10 protein-coding genes and 1 tRNA gene are annotated in these 15,596 nt (G+C 42.3%); 5 read left to right on the forward strand and 6 right to left on the reverse strand.

Annotation, left to right across the window (positions count from 1 at the left end; translation table 11 throughout):
• Positions 1 to 33 precede the first annotated feature (33 nt).
• The gene (locus FDK13_RS00925) at positions 34 to 762 is read left to right on the forward strand and encodes an MlaE family ABC transporter permease (RefSeq protein WP_137338644.1); all 729 of its coding nucleotides are present in this window, start codon (positions 34 to 36) and stop codon (positions 760 to 762) included.
• Positions 763 to 827: 65 nt separating this feature from the next.
• A complete protein-coding gene (locus FDK13_RS00930) occupies positions 828 to 1,586 on the forward strand; it encodes an ABC transporter ATP-binding protein (protein WP_137338100.1) in 759 nt (252 codons plus the stop codon).
• A gap of 4 nt (positions 1,587 to 1,590) precedes the next feature.
• On the opposite strand, the gene FDK13_RS00935 is transcribed toward FDK13_RS00930, so the two are convergent.
• From FDK13_RS00935 to FDK13_RS00960, 6 genes are all read right to left on the reverse strand, one after another.
• Complete coding sequence (locus FDK13_RS00935; protein WP_137338101.1) at positions 1,591 to 3,108, reverse strand: oligosaccharide flippase family protein; 1,518 nt, start codon at positions 3,106 to 3,108, stop codon at positions 1,591 to 1,593.
• A gap of 162 nt (positions 3,109 to 3,270) precedes the next feature.
• Positions 3,271 to 3,876, reverse strand: a complete 606-nt coding sequence (locus FDK13_RS00940; protein ID WP_137338102.1) for a TetR/AcrR family transcriptional regulator — start codon at positions 3,874 to 3,876, stop codon at positions 3,271 to 3,273.
• Positions 3,877 to 4,123: 247 nt separating this feature from the next.
• Positions 4,124 to 4,194, reverse strand: a tRNA-Gln gene (locus FDK13_RS00945).
• A 68-nt stretch (positions 4,195 to 4,262) separates the two neighbouring features.
• A complete protein-coding gene (fabD, locus tag FDK13_RS00950) occupies positions 4,263 to 5,141 on the reverse strand; it encodes an ACP S-malonyltransferase (RefSeq protein ID WP_137338103.1) in 879 nt (292 codons plus the stop codon).
• Between the two features lie 138 nt (positions 5,142 to 5,279).
• Entirely contained in the window at positions 5,280 to 8,177 is a 2,898-nt protein-coding gene (locus tag FDK13_RS00955) for a T9SS type B sorting domain-containing protein (protein ID WP_229215853.1), read from the reverse strand.
• A 413-nt stretch (positions 8,178 to 8,590) separates the two neighbouring features.
• Positions 8,591 to 11,431 (reverse strand): T9SS type B sorting domain-containing protein, encoded by a 2,841-nt coding sequence (locus tag FDK13_RS00960; protein ID WP_229215854.1) that lies wholly within the window; start codon positions 11,429 to 11,431, stop codon positions 8,591 to 8,593.
• A 391-nt stretch (positions 11,432 to 11,822) separates the two neighbouring features.
• On the opposite strand from FDK13_RS00960, the gene FDK13_RS00965 reads away from it, so the two are divergent.
• The 3 genes from FDK13_RS00965 (at position 11,823) to FDK13_RS00975 (ending at position 15,465) form a co-directional block, all read left to right on the forward strand.
• Positions 11,823 to 12,494 (forward strand): succinate dehydrogenase cytochrome b subunit, encoded by a 672-nt coding sequence (locus FDK13_RS00965; RefSeq protein ID WP_137338106.1) that lies wholly within the window; start codon positions 11,823 to 11,825, stop codon positions 12,492 to 12,494.
• Positions 12,495 to 12,608: 114 nt separating this feature from the next.
• Positions 12,609 to 14,597: a fumarate reductase/succinate dehydrogenase flavoprotein subunit gene (locus FDK13_RS00970; protein WP_137338107.1), complete on the forward strand. Its 1,989-nt coding sequence runs from the start codon at positions 12,609 to 12,611 to the stop codon at positions 14,595 to 14,597.
• A 115-nt stretch (positions 14,598 to 14,712) separates the two neighbouring features.
• A complete protein-coding gene (locus tag FDK13_RS00975; RefSeq protein WP_220417315.1) occupies positions 14,713 to 15,465 on the forward strand; it encodes a succinate dehydrogenase/fumarate reductase iron-sulfur subunit in 753 nt (250 codons plus the stop codon).
• The last annotated feature ends 131 nt before the right edge of the window (positions 15,466 to 15,596 follow it).

Consider the following 15,596-nt stretch of genomic DNA (forward strand, 5'->3'; position numbering starts at 1 on the left):
TTCCCCGAAAATATTGAATACAATTAAGATATGATGTCAGTAATCGGAAAATACTTTATTTTTTTAGGATCGCTTTTTGGCAAAGGTGAGAAATTGTCTGTTTACTGGCGGCGTTTTATGGAAGAAAGCGTAAGTATTGGCGTCAGCTCGATTTTTATTGTGGCTATTGTTTCCACATTTATCGGAGCAGTTTCCTGTATTCAGACGGCCTACAATCTTGTAAGCCCTATTATTCCTGTTTCTACCGTAGCGCTAATTGTGCGTGATATGCAGATTCTGGAACTGGCGCCAACAATTACCTGTATTGTACTTGCAGGAAAAGTTGGATCCAATATCGCCAGTGAATTAGGGACGATGCGGATTACGGAACAAATTGATGCATTGGAAGTTATGGGAATTAATTCGTCTTCCTATCTGGTTATGCCAAAAGTGTTGGCTGCTATGTTTACATTTCCTATGCTGGTAATTCTGGCTGCTTTTTTAGGGATTTTTGGCGGATATCTGGCCGGAACATTGACCGGCGTAATTACAGAAAGAGATTATTTGTATGGAATACGTGATTCGTTTGTGCCATACAATTTGTTTTTTATGTGCGTCAAGCCATTTGTGTTTGGATTTTTAATTGCTACGATTTCTTCCTATCAGGGATTTTTTACAAAAGGCGGAGCGTTGGAAGTAGGTAAGGCAAGTACTCAGGCAGTTACGAATAGCTGCATTTCTGTCTTGATAGCAGATTATTTACTGGCGCAGCTATTGTTATAATGGAAAATTCGTGGTCGTTTTTCTTTCCGGATTTTATGACAATTGAATAAATTATTTAGCGGGAAATGATTGAAATAAAGGATATCAACAAAGCATTTAATGGCAAAACAGTTCTTAAAAGCGTATCCAGCACTTTTAAGGAAGGTGAAATAAATCTTATCATCGGTGGAAGCGGGACCGGGAAAAGTGTATTGTTAAAATGTATGATCGGTTTGATAAAACCGGATCATGGCAACGTGCTTTATAATGGCCGTGATTTTTACAATTCGGACAAGGATACAAAACAAGCCATACGCAGGGAAATGGGCGTATTATTTCAGGGCGGAGCACTTTTTGATTCGCAGACGGTGGAACAGAATGTGCGTTTTCCATTGGATATGCTAACAGACATTTCACCAAAAGAAAAAAAGGAGCGGGTCGATTTTTGTCTCCAGCGGGTAGGTCTGGAAGCATCCGGGAAAAGAATGCCTTCAGAGATCAGCGGCGGGATGAAAAAACGTGTTGGTATCGCCCGTGCTATTGTGATGAACCCGAAATATCTTTTTTGTGATGAACCAAATTCGGGATTAGATCCGCTCACATCGGTAAAAATTGATGAGCTTATCAAGGAAATTACAGACGAATACAAAATCACGACAGTTATTATTACCCACGATATGAACTCGGTCATGGAAATCGGCCAGAACGTGATGTTTCTGTACCAGGGTGACAAATTATGGGAAGGTGTTAACTCAGACATAACAAAAACGACTGTTCCTGAACTGAATGAATTTATTTTCGCCAATAAATTACTTCGCGACGCTGCCAAGGAAAGTAATTGCTGACGGGTTATTTAAAGCTGAGGATTTTTTGAAAACGCGCCGGTAAGGCCTTTCGCTCTGCGAAAATTACAATGATGCAGAATAAGACAAAGAATAGCATGTGGTAAACCATGTGGCTCAACGAACCGGACGGAATTAAAAAAGCGTCTAATAAAATAAATATTCCGCCTCCCAGAATGTAAGCTAACCCGGATTTTAAATGGTACGGGATTGGATAATATTTTTGTCCGTAGTAATAGCATAAAGTCATCATCACAAGTCCTGATACTGAGAACGCAATACCGCAACCCAGGTAGCCAATTACCGGAACCAAGAGGATGTTCAGGACAATGGTAATGGATGCGCCGGTTAATGTAATATAAGTACCGTACTGTGTTCTGTTGGATAATTTGAACCAGGTAGCCAGGTTATAATAAATTCCCAGAAAGAGAAATCCCATTAATAGCCACGGAACTACGGCTAATCCTTCGTGAAATATTTTCTTTTTCAGGAAAAGATCCGCAAGCAAATGCAAATTCACACAAATCCCTACCCACATCGTAGCACAGATGACTATAAACCATTTCATCACATCGGCAAAAACCGAAGGGGCGTTTTTATCTTCTGCTTTTGAATAGAAAAAAGGTTCGGCAGCGTATTTAAATGCCTGAATGGCCAGATTCATGAAAATCGAAAGTTTCAGACATTGACCATAAATTCCAATCGCATCTTTTGTGGTACGGTTTGGGTAAAACCCTTCGGGTAACAGATATTGCAAAAATGTCCTGTCAAAAAGCAAATTCGTTACACCTGCCAGATTCATCACAAAAAGTGGAAACGCATAAACCCAAAGAGGCTTGAACAAAGTCATATCAAACACAAACCTGAAATCAATAAATTCTTTATATAAAAATAAAAAGAACATCATATTGGCAATCAGGTTAGCGAGCACAATAAACCCTGGTGCCGCCTCGGGGCTGTAAAATAAATCTACAACAGGCTTGAAAATTCCTAAATAGCGAGCTTCATGAATGTCCCTGCAAATTATTAAAAAGAAAAAGTTGAGGGCAATATTCATTAGTATATTGGCAACTCTGGCTGTAACAAATTGCTTTGCTTTCTTTTCCAGGCGAAGTCGCGCAAAAGGAATTGAAACAATGCCATCAATAGCCATAATTACGGACATCCAGCGGATCAGTTTCGCTTCGTTGGGATATTCTATCAGTTTGGCAATAAAATCTGCAAATATGAAAATGGAGCCTGACAGAAAAACGCTTACAAGAATGACAGCGCTGAGCACGAGATTGTAATATTTCTGACGATCGTTTTCTTTTCGGGCGAAATAGAAATAAGCACTTTCCATTCCAAATGTGTACACAACCAGGGATAAACCTGCGTAAGCGTAAAGTTGTACCTGTATGGCAAGTTGTTCAGGCAAAAATAACTTTGTATGAAGCATAACGAGCAGGTAGTAAAGCATTCTACCCACCATCGTACTTAAACCATACATTGCCGTTTCGCCGGCCAGCTTTTTCAGGACACTCATATACTACTTTTACCTTTTAGCGGAGATAAGGAGTCACGTTTAGTGGAAATTTTCTCCGGCATACAAATATACGTGAAGAGGTTTCGTTTTATTGGCATACACCACAAAAAAGAGTCCTTCTGAATTTTCATTCAAAAGGACCCTTTTTTTTAATCGATTTATTTAAGCAACATTCACAATGATGCTTTCAATAACATTTGTGATACGTTTCCAACCTTCGTCGGAATGCAGATCGACATCGATTATTTTTTCACGATAGTCGCTTGAAATAGCCATGTAATAAATACCAGCTGTTAGAAAGGCCATCAGCGCACTTGTATCTTTACAATTTGGTAAGTCACCAATTTTGTCAACAATGCGCGTAGCAATCTGATTTCTTGCATCTGACAGCATGGTTTTGCCGGTTCCAATTTCCCATCTCAAAAGGTCGCGGGTGGCCTTACGTTCGCGCAAATCGCTAAGGAAAGTGTTCATTAAGCTGGTCAATGCTTTTCCACGTTCTTCTAATGGAATGTTTCCCATGTTATCTATATAATCGTCCCCCATGGTGGAAACGTATTCTCCTGATTTTACATATTGTTCCATCAAACCATCTACGCTTTCAAAGTATCTGTATATCAGAACTTTGTTAACTCCGGCTGTTCTAGCAATCAGGTTTACCCCAACTTTTTCAGTTCCAAATTGCTCGATGACCTCTCCAACGGCTTTCAGGATTTTACCCTTGGTCCGTTCCCGGTCTCTTTTTTTAACTTTTGTGTCGATTTTCATTTACGGTGCATTTAGGTTATACATAGTAAATGTAACATTTCATCCGTAAATAATTATCATTTTGTGAAAAGCATGTAACCTATTTTATCGCTTTGTTTCGCAAAATCTATTAAAAGGAAAATTTGGGATTTTGTTTGCTGTCGTTTGATGAAAAAAATGGTCAAAATCCGTTGTAGAAGGTGATTTTGGGAAAAGATTAAGCAAAAAAAAGAGCTCATTAAAAAATGAGCTCTTCGCTAAAATAATGTTGGCCGACAAGGACTCGAACCTTGAACGAGACAACCAAAATGTCCTGTGTTACCATTACACCATCAGCCAATACCGTGTTAGTGGGTGCAAAAGTAATACGAAATTTTAAGTTGTCAAGTATTTTTGAAAAAAAATTTTCAAATACTTTTTAATTCGACACCGCTTGCTATTTTTTTCACTAATCCCTGTAACACTTTTCCCGGGCCGCATTCAACGAACAAGCTGGCTCCGTCGGCTACCATTTGCTCAACAGATTGTGTCCATCTTACTGGTGCGGTAAGCTGAGCAATAAGATTTTCTTTGATAACAGAAATTTCAGTTGCCGGTTTTGCATTTACGTTTTGATAAACCGGGCAAAGTGGAGACTGAAACTGAGCATCGTTAATGGCGGCAGCAAGTTCTTCGCGCGCCGGCTCCATCAAAGGAGAATGGAAAGCACCACCAACCTGAAGTAAAAGTGCACGTTTTGCACCGGCAGCTTTTAATAATTCACAGGCTTTTTCAACACCTTCTATGGTTCCGGATATTACAACCTGGCCGGGGCAGTTATAATTAGCCGGGACTACAATTTCGTCCGTAATTCCTGCGCAAATTTCTTCTATCGTTTTATCGTCAAGCCCAAGAATTGCTGCCATTGTCGACGGACGTATTAAACATGCTTTTTGCATGGCGTCGGCGCGCTTGGCAACCAAACGTAATCCATCATCAAAAGAAAGTGCTCCGGCTGCTACAAGCGCGGAAAATTCTCCAAGAGAATGACCAGCTACCATGTTTGGTGTAAAATCGTTACTGATTTTGGCCAGAACAACAGAATGAATGAAAATTGCAGGTTGTGTAACGTTGGTTTGTTTAAGCTCCTCGTCGGTTCCCTCAAACATTATTTTGGTGATGTCAAATCCCAAAATATCATTTGCCTGATCAAAAAATGCTTTGGCTGAATCGGAGCTTTGATATAAGTCTAAACCCATTCCTTTGAACTGTGAACCTTGTCCCGGAAATATGTAGGCTTTTTTCATAATTGGTAGATTTAAAAATTGGTCATGGTAACAAACACCGTAGCCCGGCTAGATACTAACCGGGCTACAAATAACGTACTAGAAGTTGAAAGAAAAAAAGTCTGTTTTTTTTGATGTGTTAAAAAACGGGTTGATTGTTTATCTAAGCAGCTGCACCCAACCCTTGAATGTTGCCGGTTTTCCACCCCGCTGCACCGATTCGAAATAGACGGTAACTTCATAATAATACTGACCTGCTGCCAGATCACTTCCGCCATTATTTTTTCCGTTCCAGTTGATGTTTACATCTTTGGTATCATACACTTTCGCGCCCCAGCGGTTGAAAACCTTAAATTCCAGCGACTGTACAAAACTTGGACATTTGAGCGGTGTGAACAGATCGTTTTTACCGTCACCGTTTGGCGTGATCACATTGGGCAGCGCAAATATCGGGCAGTTGTCCTTGCAGACGGTATTGCTTGGCGCACTTTCGGTGCCATATTTATTGACTGCGGTCACGTAATAACAGCCTGCAAAAGAAGTCAGTCCTTCGTGCGTAAAAGAAGTTGCTGCGGGGGCCGTGATTTCTTTCAACAGGGTAGGTGTGTCGCCTTCATAGCGGGTGTAATAAAGCCTGTAAGCAGTAATGGCCTGATCACAGTTTACGGTGTTTGGATAGGTCCAGGACAGATTGTTTGTAAATGAAGTCTGGTCACAGAATTCATCCGGTGTCAGGGTAGCACAATCGAGCAGATCAATGCTCAGCACCGGGACACAGGGTTTTGTGGTATCCGAGGCAGACACACAGATAATCTGCGAGAAGTTATAAAGCGGATCAACCTTGATCTGTGAATTGTTGTAAGAACCGACGGTTTCCACTTTGTAACAGTAAACAACATCTTTGGCAATGGTCACATTGACGGTTCCGTCCTGGGCATATTTGTCCGTTCCGTCATCGGTGTAAGTGTACGACGCCGGGCCGCTAACATTCACATCTGCAATCCTGTTGAAGGTACCTGGCTTGGATTTATCTTCCCTGTACACACGGTGGATTTGGTTATCATTGCTCCATGGTACATTGGCTGTCCAGTTTAGCTTGATGGCATTCGGGTTTGCGGAACCTTGTGACAAACGGACACTGCTGGCCGGATCTGTTTCATCGAGTTTTACAAGTTTGCCTGCATCGGTATAATAATATTCCAGTTTGTAACGATAGGCATTGTCAACGGTATTGAGGTTTTTATCAACAAAAATAGTATCGGGTGCACCAGCCACCAGGTTGGTGTTGATGGTGGCAATGTTGGTAAAATTAGTACCTGCAAGCCCAGTTGCACGGAAAAGTTTGTATTGGGCCGGAATAGAAGCACCCGCAGACAGCGTTGGTCTTGTCCATTTCACGGTAATAACTCCCCTTGCTGCGCTTGTCGAATCGACCGTCACATTGGTAATAACCGGCATCAGTAGGGGCACTTCGATACAAACCTGTTCGGAAGCAACACTTTGCCCGCCACCGATCAGATAACCCGGCTGGGTGATATCCGAATCGGGTCTTGGGAATTCTACCACGATGCGGTAACTATATGAAACACCTGATTTCAGGCCTGCGCCTTTGTTGTTGTCAGTGTAAGAAACCTGGTCCGCATTGACCCTTGCGATTTCCTCATATCCATAACCATCTAGTCCTGTAAAACACTTGACTACCGGAATGGCAAGGCAACCTTCTCTTCTGTAAATAACGATTTTGGCACCCGGCACCTGGCATTTATAAGAATCCCAGGTCAATTTGAAAGCTTTTCCGGCTGCATCGGTTACAGCTGCTGCGGCCAGATTTTGTGGCTGAGGGCCAAAGACCGTGATATGCAAAGTCGTAATATCGACCAGTTTCTGGAACAGGTTGGCGTTAGGAGCTCCTGCTGCGGGTCCGTCTTCTACTTTGAAGAGTACTTCATAGGGTTCAAGCCTGATCTGGTTACAGCTGGTTTGCCAGGTAAATTGCCCTGTGAGCGTACCTTGTGCACCTTGTTGTGGTACAGAAAATGTTGCATAAGCCGGAGAAATTAAAGGTGTGGCCTGGTATAAACCGCTGGTACTGGTGAGTGTGAGTTTATCCCCGTTTTTATCGGTTGCTTTTACGATCTGGTTGATGAGTGTTCCTGCTTCGACGCAGATATCGGGAATTAGATCCAGTTTTGGCCGGTCATTTTTGGCATCCACAATGATGATCTGCATATCACGAATAATTTCACCGATTAGCACACCATCCCGCCATTCTTCGACAACAAAAGCAACGTTATAAAGTCCTTTGGTAACAGGTGCGTCCCAGGTCAAATCTCCTGTCAGTGCATTCATGCCAAAAGTTGCAGGCGTTGCTCCGGCTTCTGTCGTACCCGGAGGGGTAACAAGATTAGGATCTTTATATCCAAGATTTTCGCCCAAACCTCTGGTTGTTCCCTGTTGTGGCGTATAAAGATGGTAAGCAATACTATCTCCATCCGCATCAAAAGCGCCCGGGTTGTGGATGTAACGTTGTCCAACGGCGCCAATATCAATCGGAGCATTAAGAAGCACGGGAGTCTGGTTTACACCGACAAAAGAATTGATAACCAGATTGGTATGTACATAAAAGTTCAGCCTGTCTGTTGGCGCAGGACTTAAATTTAAAATACTTACGTTACGATTATCAATACCAACTGAAATACTCCAATCGCCTGCAGAAGGAAAAGTGTATCTTGTGGTATAGACATTTTGGGTAGTATTATTCCCGATATTTCTTGTCAATGCATCAATTCTGGGGACTTGAACAGGCTGTGCAGTCGTACCTGAACCGGTATAGAAATACATGTTGACAGACGTCTGTGCATTGGCTGCACCAAGTCCTCCATTCGGGGAAATATCAAAATAACCGGTAAAGGTTACGTCATACGCAAGCGAATTGCCGTTTACGCGTTTTGCCGTGATTTCCCCTGCCCGTGCGTGCGTGGCCTGAGCTTTATGACCAGTTAGCAGGAGAATAAAAGCAAAAAGAAATGATAATTGTAAAATGTAACGCATAGACATAAGACTTACTTTAGACAGAGGCTTTAATCAGAAAAAAATACTGATATGTTATCTTATTTTATAATTTTCAACGGGCCTTGATTATTAGAATGAGTTAATGCTCCTAACATACATGTATTGAACGAAAATTTAATTAAAAATGTGTGTTTTATTCCCTAATACGCTAAATTATTGAACTCTTGTTGAAGTTCGCTATTCATTTTTTCTTTTTAGTAACATATAAAAGAATTAACACATTTTTATTGATTTAATTTCAGCAACATCAATGTCCGCTAAAATACTAAAAAGGAGAGGGAAATGTTTATAACAAACACCGTAGCCCGGCTGGATACCAACCGGGCTACAAATAACGTACTAGAAGTTGAAAGAAAAAAAGTCTGTTTTTTTGACAGGCTAAAAAGTTTGTGGGGTTATTATCTAAGCAGCTGTACCCATCCCTTGAATGTTGCCGGTTTTCCACCCCGCTGCACCGATTCGAAATAGACGGTAACTTCATAATAATACTGACCTGCTGCCAGATCACTTCCGCCATTATTTTTTCCGTTCCAGTTGATGTTGACATCTTTGGTATCATACACTTTCGCGCCCCAGCGGTTGAAAACCTTAAATTCCAGTGACTGGACAAAACTTGGACATTTGAGCGGTGTGAACAGATCGTTTTTACCATCACCGTTTGGCGTGATCACATTGGGCATCGCAAATATCGGGCAGTTGTCTTTGCAGACGGTATTGCTTGGCGCACTTTCAGTGCCATATTTATTGACTGCGGTCACGTAATAACAGCCTGCAAAAGAAGTCAGTCCTTCGTGTGCAAAAGAAGTAGTGGCCGGAGCGGTGATTTCTTTCAACAGGGTAGGCGTATCACCTTCATACCTTGTGTAATAAAGTCTGTAAGCGGTAATGGCCTGGTCACAGTTTGCAGTGTTCGGATACGTCCAGGACAGATTGTTTGTAAAAGAAGTCTGGTCACAGAACTCATCCGGTGTCAGGGTAGCACAATCGAGCAGATCAATGCTCAGCACTGGCACACAAGGTTTTGTGGTATCCGAAGCGGACACACAGATAATCTGCGAGAAGTTATAAAGCGGATCAACCTTGATCTGTGTATTGTTGTAAGAACCGACGGTTTCCACTTTGTAACAGTAAACAACATCTTTGGCGATCGTCACATTGACGGTTCCGTCCTGGGCATATTTATCGGTTCCGTCATCCGTGTAAGTATAGGAAGCGGCACCGGTTACATTAACATCTGCAATTCTGTTAAAAGTGCCTGGTTTTGATTTATCTTCCCTGTACACACGGTGGGTCTGGCTGTCGTTGCTCCATGGTACATTGGCCGTCCAGTTAACCCGGATCGCATTCGGATTTGCCGAGCCTTGTGATAAACGGACACTGCTAGCCGGATCGGTTTCATCGAGTTTTACGAGCGCACCCGCGTCGGTGTAATAATATTCCAGTTTGTAACGGTAGGCATTGTCAACGGTATTCAGGTTTTTATCAACAAAAATAGTATCAGGCTCACCAGCCACCAGGTTGGTGTTGATGGTGGCAATGTTGGTAAAATTAGTACCTGCAAGCCCAGTTGCACGGAAAAGTTTGTATTGGGCCGGAATAGAAGCACCCGCAGACAGCGTTGGTCTTGTCCATTTCACGGTAATAACTCCCCTTGCTGCGCTTGTCGAATCGACCGTCACATTGGTAATAACCGGCATCAGTAGGGGCACTTCGATACAAACCTGTTCGGAAGCAACACTTTGCCCGCCACCGATCAGATAACCCGGCTGGGTGATATCCGAATCGGGTCTTGGAAATTCTACCACGATGCGGTAACTATATGAAACACCTGATTTCAGGCCTGCGCCTTTGTTGTTGTCAGTGTAAGAAACCTGATCCGCATTGACCCTTGCGATTTCCTCATATCCATAACCATCTAATCCTGTAAAACACTTGACTACCGGAATGGCAAGGCAACCTTCTCTTCTGTAAATAACGATTTTGGCACCCGGCACCTGGCATTTATAAGAATCCCAGGTCAGCTTGAATGCTTTTCCGGCTGCATCGGTTACAGCTGCTGCGGCCAGATTTTGTGGCTGAGGACCAAAGACCGTGATATGCAAAGTCGTAATATCGACCAGTTTCTGGAACAGGTTGGCGTTAGGAGCTCCTGCTACGGGTCCGTCTTCTACTTTGAAGAGTACTTCATAGGGTTCAAGCCTGATCTGGTTACAGCTGGTTTGCCAGGTGAACTGTCCTGTAAGTGTGCCTTGCGCACCTTGCTGTGGAACAGCGAAAGTAGCATAGGCGGGCTTGATCAAAGCGGTGGCCTGGTAGAGTCCGCTGGTACTGGTCAACGTAAGTTTATCTCCGTTTTTATCGGTTGCTTTTACGATCTGGTTGATGAGTGTTCCTGCTTCGACGCAGATATCGGGAATTAGATCTAGTTTTGGCCGGTCATTTTTGGCATCAACAATGATGATCTGCATATCACGGATGATCTCCCCGATTAGCACACCATCCCGCCATTCTTCGACAACAAAAGCAACGTTATAAAGTCCTTTGGTAACAGGTGCGTCCCAGATTAGATCCCCAGTAATTGCATTCATACTAAAAGCTGCCGGACTGACTCCAAGTTCTGTTTTTCCAGGAAGAGTGACAAGATTTGGATCTTTATACCCAAGATTTTGACCAGCACCCGTCCCTGGAACATCTTGTTGAGGAGTATAAAGGTGATAAGCAATACTATCGCCGTCGGCATCAAAGGCGCCTGGGTTATGAATGTACCGCTGTCCGACAGCGCCAATATCAACCGGAGCATTTAAAAGAACAGGCGTTTGATTAAAGCCTACGAAAGCATTAATAGATATATTGGAGTGTACGTAAAAATTCAGGTTATTTGTTGGTGGAGGGCCCAAATTTAGAATACTAACGTTACGCCTATCAATAGAGACGGAAATACTCCAGTCGCCGGCAGAGGGAAAAGTATATCGGATCGTATATATATTTTGCGTAGTATTATTCCCGATATTTCTTGTCAATGCATTAATTCGATCCACGCGCTTCGCTTCGACTTGACCATTGCCGCGAGCGGGATAAAAATACATGGGTACATCTCTTTGGGCGTTTGCAGCATCAATTCCATTTGACGACACATCAAAATAACCAGTAAAGGTTATGTCGTAGGAGAGAGAATTACCCAAGCGTTTGGCCGTTATCTCGCCAGCTCTTGCATGAGTAGCATGTGCCCTATAAGACACAAAAAAACAAAAGATAAAAAGGATCAGCAGCTGAAATCGTAGATTATTCCGCATACACATTAAAAACTTTTTCAGGATAGAGGTAAGTGCACTATATCTTGACAAAATATAATGCTATGCCATGAACGAAAAATCTTATTAAATGTGTATCCGAAACACAGGATTAATAATACATAAATCGTAAGACTTTCAGATTAAATATTTGTAATGGTGTAAAAATGTAATTATCAGGATATAACAATTCATGGCAGAGGTACTTAATAATGATTATAAATTGTCAGGCAGTTCATAAAAATGCCCCCTTTTTATTGTGTCGGAAACGTTTGTGCTATACCTTTGAAACGTTCTAAATATACCTTATTTTTTTGTACTAAAACTATTCGTGTTTGCTATGTCTTGGTTTACACAAGCGTTAACAAGTTCCATCGGTAAGAAGCTGATCATGTCACTTACCGGTTTATTTTTGATCAGTTTTCTGGCAATACATGCAACCATCAATGCAATGATTTTTTACAATGATGGAGGCGTAACATTTTCACACTGGGGGCATTTTATGGGAACAAATCCTATAATCCGTACGCTGGAAATCGGTTTGGTACTAGGTTTTCTTCTTCATATTGCAGATGGTCTATGGCTTACAAAAGCAAACCAGAATGCAAGACCTGTGAAATATGCTGTTAGTAATGCCAATGCAAACAGTAAATGGTACTCACGCAGCATGGGCTTGCTTGGTACACTGATCCTGATCTTTCTGGTTATCCATACTTCACATTTCTGGATTCCAAACCGTACCAATCAATTTACTACAGGAGAAGAGCTTAATCTGTATCAGATGATGCTTGATATATTCCAGAATGTATGGGTTGTTGTAATCTATGTACTCGGTTGCTTCTCGCTTTTCTGGCACTTATTGCATGGTTTTCAGAGTGCATTTAAAACTTTGGGTTTGTACCATTTGAAATATAACGGCGCGATTCACCTTGTAGGCGTTGCTTTTTCAGTTGTCGTACCAATCCTTTTCGCACTGATGCCTATCTCGATCTATCTTGGATGGGTTTATTAAATTCCAAGCATTTGACTGTCAGTATCCATGCTTAGATATTGACTCGAAAAAGTTAAATGTTCTTGTTTAAATAGTTGAATCTAATTTTTCAGGTTAATTAACATTTCAAAATATATGGCAACTTCATCTCGTCTGGATGCCAGAATACCTCAAGGCTCGCTGGAAGATAAGTGGGAAAAATACAAATCGTCAGTATCCCTTGTAAACCCTGCCAATAAGCGTAATATTGAAGTAATTGTAGTAGGAACCGGTTTGGCTGGTGCTTCTGCTGCTGCTACGCTGGCAGAAATGGGATACAAAGTAAAAGCATTTTGTTTCCAGGATTCACCTCGCCGTGCGCACTCAATCGCTGCACAGGGTGGTATTAACGCTGCTAAAAATTACCAGAATGACGGAGACTCTGTTCATCGTCTATTTTACGATACAATTAAAGGAGGAGATTATCGCTCACGTGAGGCCAATGTGCACCGTCTGGCGGAAGTTTCCGGGAATATTATTGACCAATGCGTGGCTCAGGGAGTTCCCTTTGCTCGTGAGTATGGCGGACTTCTTTCCAACCGTTCTTTCGGTGGGGTGCAGGTTCAGCGTACATTTTATGCGGCAGGACAAACCGGTCAGCAGCTTTTATTAGGTGCTTATTCAGGATTGCAGCGCCAGGTTGGGATGGGAACAATTACCATGTACAACCGTCACGAAATGCTTGATGTTGTGAAAATCGACGGAAAGTGCCGTGGTATTATCGCAAGAAACCTGATCACAGGTGAATTGGAAAGACATTCGGCGCACGCAGTTTTGCTTTGTACAGGTGGTTACGGAAACGTATTTTATCTGTCGACAAACGCCATGGGTAGTAATGTTACTGCCGCATGGAAAGCACATAAGCGCGGTGCATTCTTTGCAAACCCATGTTTTACACAAATTCACCCGACTTGTATTCCGGTATCCGGTGAGCATCAGTCGAAGCTTACTTTGATGTCAGAATCGCTTCGTAATGATGGTCGTATCTGGGTTCCGAAAAAACAAAATGATACACGTGCCGGAAATGCAATTCCGGAAGAAGAAAGAGATTATTACCTGGAACGTCGTTACCCTGCTTTTGGTAACCTTGTTCCCCGTGATATCGCTTCCCGTGCTGCGAAAGAAAGATGTGATGCAGGATATGGCGTGGGTTCTTCCAAATTGGCAGTATTCCTTGATTTCTCTGCTGCTTTCCACCGTTACGGACAAGGTGAAGCAAACAAAAATAATATTACCAACGCCCCGGAAAGCCAGATCCTTGAATGGGGTAAGGCGGTAGTGAAAGAAAAGTATGGTAACCTTTTCGATATGTATAAGCAGATTACAGGAGAAGATCCTTACGAAGTGCCTATGCGTATTTATCCTGCGGTTCACTATACAATGGGTGGGCTTTGGGTTGATTATAACTTAATGACAACCGTTCCTGGTTTGTATTCCTTAGGAGAAGCGAATTTCTCAGATCACGGTGCAAACCGTTTGGGAGCTTCTGCACTGATGCAAGGTTTGGCTGACGGATACTTTGTTATTCCAATCACGGTTGGGGCGTATCTTGCCGGTGAAATCAGAACTGGTCATATTTCAACGGATCATGAAGCATTTGTACAGACTGAAAAGGAAGTAAATGACAGAATCCAGAAACTGATTACGATACAGGGAAAAACATCTCCTGAATTATTCCACCGCCGTTTAGGTAAAATTATGTGGGATAAATGTGGAATGGCACGTAATGAAAAAGGATTGAAAGAAGCTATTTTGGAAATCCGTGCGCTGCGTGAAGAATTCTGGAAAGATGTGAAAGTAATGGGTACTGTAAAGGATTTCAATCCGGAACTTGACAAAGCAAACCGTGTTGCCGACTTTATCGAATTAGGTGAATTGATGTGTATCGACGCATTGACACGTAATGAATCTTGTGGCGGTCACTTCCGTGAAGAATACCAGACAGAAGAAGGCGAAGCACTTCGCGATGACGAAAACTTTATGTTCGTGTCAGCATGGGAGCACATCGATACTGAGAAATGGGATCTTCATAAAGAAGAACTTGTTTACGATAACATCAAAATCGCTCAGAGAAGTTATAAGTAGCTTTCGGCTATCAGCAATCGGCAATCAACTCCGATGCTTCTTATGAGTTTTATAACTAAAATAAATTTCGTTAATAGTTAATCATTAACAGTTTAGAAAAATGAGTGCAGGCAATATGCGTCTTACGCTTAAAGTGTGGAGACAAAGCAATACAGATACACAAGGAGGATTTGAAAGCTACAATCTGGACGGCGTTTCTCCCGATATGTCTTTTCTTGAAATGTTCGATATTCTTAACGAACAATTGATTGAAGAAAATAAAGAACCAGTCGCATTCGATCACGATTGTCGTGAAGGGATTTGTGGAATGTGTTCGATGTTTATAAACGGACAGCCACACGGACCCTTGAAAGGCGTAACAACGTGCCAGTTGCACATGCGTTCTTTTCAGGATGGTGATACAATCACGGTTGAGCCATGGAGAGCCGGAGCATTTCCGGTTATCAAGGATCTTGTTGTAGACCGTGACGGATTTGACCGGATTATTTCAGCAGGTGGATTTGTATCTGTGAACACGGGAAATGCTCAGGATGCAAACAATTTGCCAATTGCAAAAGAAGATGCGGATGATGCATTTAGTGCTGCGGCTTGTATTGGTTGCGGAGCTTGTGTAGCAGCGTGTAAAAATGCTTCTGCGATGTTGTTCGTATCTGCGAAAATCTCGCAGCTTGCTTTGTTGCCGCAAGGCCAGGCAGAGCGCAGCATTCGTGCGGAGAAAATGGTAGCACAAATGGATGCCGAAGGTTTTGGTAACTGTACCAATACACACGCATGTTCAGCCGAATGTCCAAAAGAGATCAGCTTTGAGAACATCGCACGTATGAACCGCGAATATCTGGGAGCGAAAGTGTCTTCGAAAGCCGTTTAGAATTACAAATTCGAAAAAATTGAAAATATAGTGAGAGGCGGTTTATTCAATTAAACTGCCTCTCTTTTTTTATAAAACATATTATAAGCATTGAAGTTCCTGCACGAAAGCTTTGGATAGAATAATTTGAC

The organism is Dyadobacter frigoris, from assembly GCF_005280585.1.
GTDB classification, from domain to species: Bacteria; Bacteroidota; Bacteroidia; order Cytophagales; family Spirosomataceae; genus Dyadobacter; species Dyadobacter frigoris.

Excerpts from the sequence above, each read along its gene's own strand:
- FDK13_RS00925 (WP_137338644.1), top strand. The coding sequence starts at position 34 with ATGTCAGTAATCGGAAAATACTTTATTTTTTTAGGATCGCTTTTTGGC.
- FDK13_RS00930 (WP_137338100.1), top strand. The coding sequence starts at position 828 with ATGATTGAAATAAAGGATATCAACAAAGCATTTAATGGCAAAACAGTT.
- FDK13_RS00935 (WP_137338101.1), bottom strand. The coding sequence starts at position 3,108 with ATGAGTGTCCTGAAAAAGCTGGCCGGCGAAACGGCAATGTATGGTTTA.
- FDK13_RS00940 (WP_137338102.1), bottom strand. The coding sequence starts at position 3,876 with ATGAAAATCGACACAAAAGTTAAAAAAAGAGACCGGGAACGGACCAAG.
- fabD (WP_137338103.1), bottom strand. The coding sequence starts at position 5,141 with ATGAAAAAAGCCTACATATTTCCGGGACAAGGTTCACAGTTCAAAGGA.
- FDK13_RS00955 (WP_229215853.1), bottom strand. The coding sequence starts at position 8,177 with ATGTCTATGCGTTACATTTTACAATTATCATTTCTTTTTGCTTTTATT.
- FDK13_RS00965 (WP_137338106.1), top strand. The coding sequence starts at position 11,823 with ATGTCTTGGTTTACACAAGCGTTAACAAGTTCCATCGGTAAGAAGCTG.
- FDK13_RS00970 (WP_137338107.1), top strand. The coding sequence starts at position 12,609 with ATGGCAACTTCATCTCGTCTGGATGCCAGAATACCTCAAGGCTCGCTG.
- FDK13_RS00975 (WP_220417315.1), top strand. The coding sequence starts at position 14,713 with ATGCGTCTTACGCTTAAAGTGTGGAGACAAAGCAATACAGATACACAA.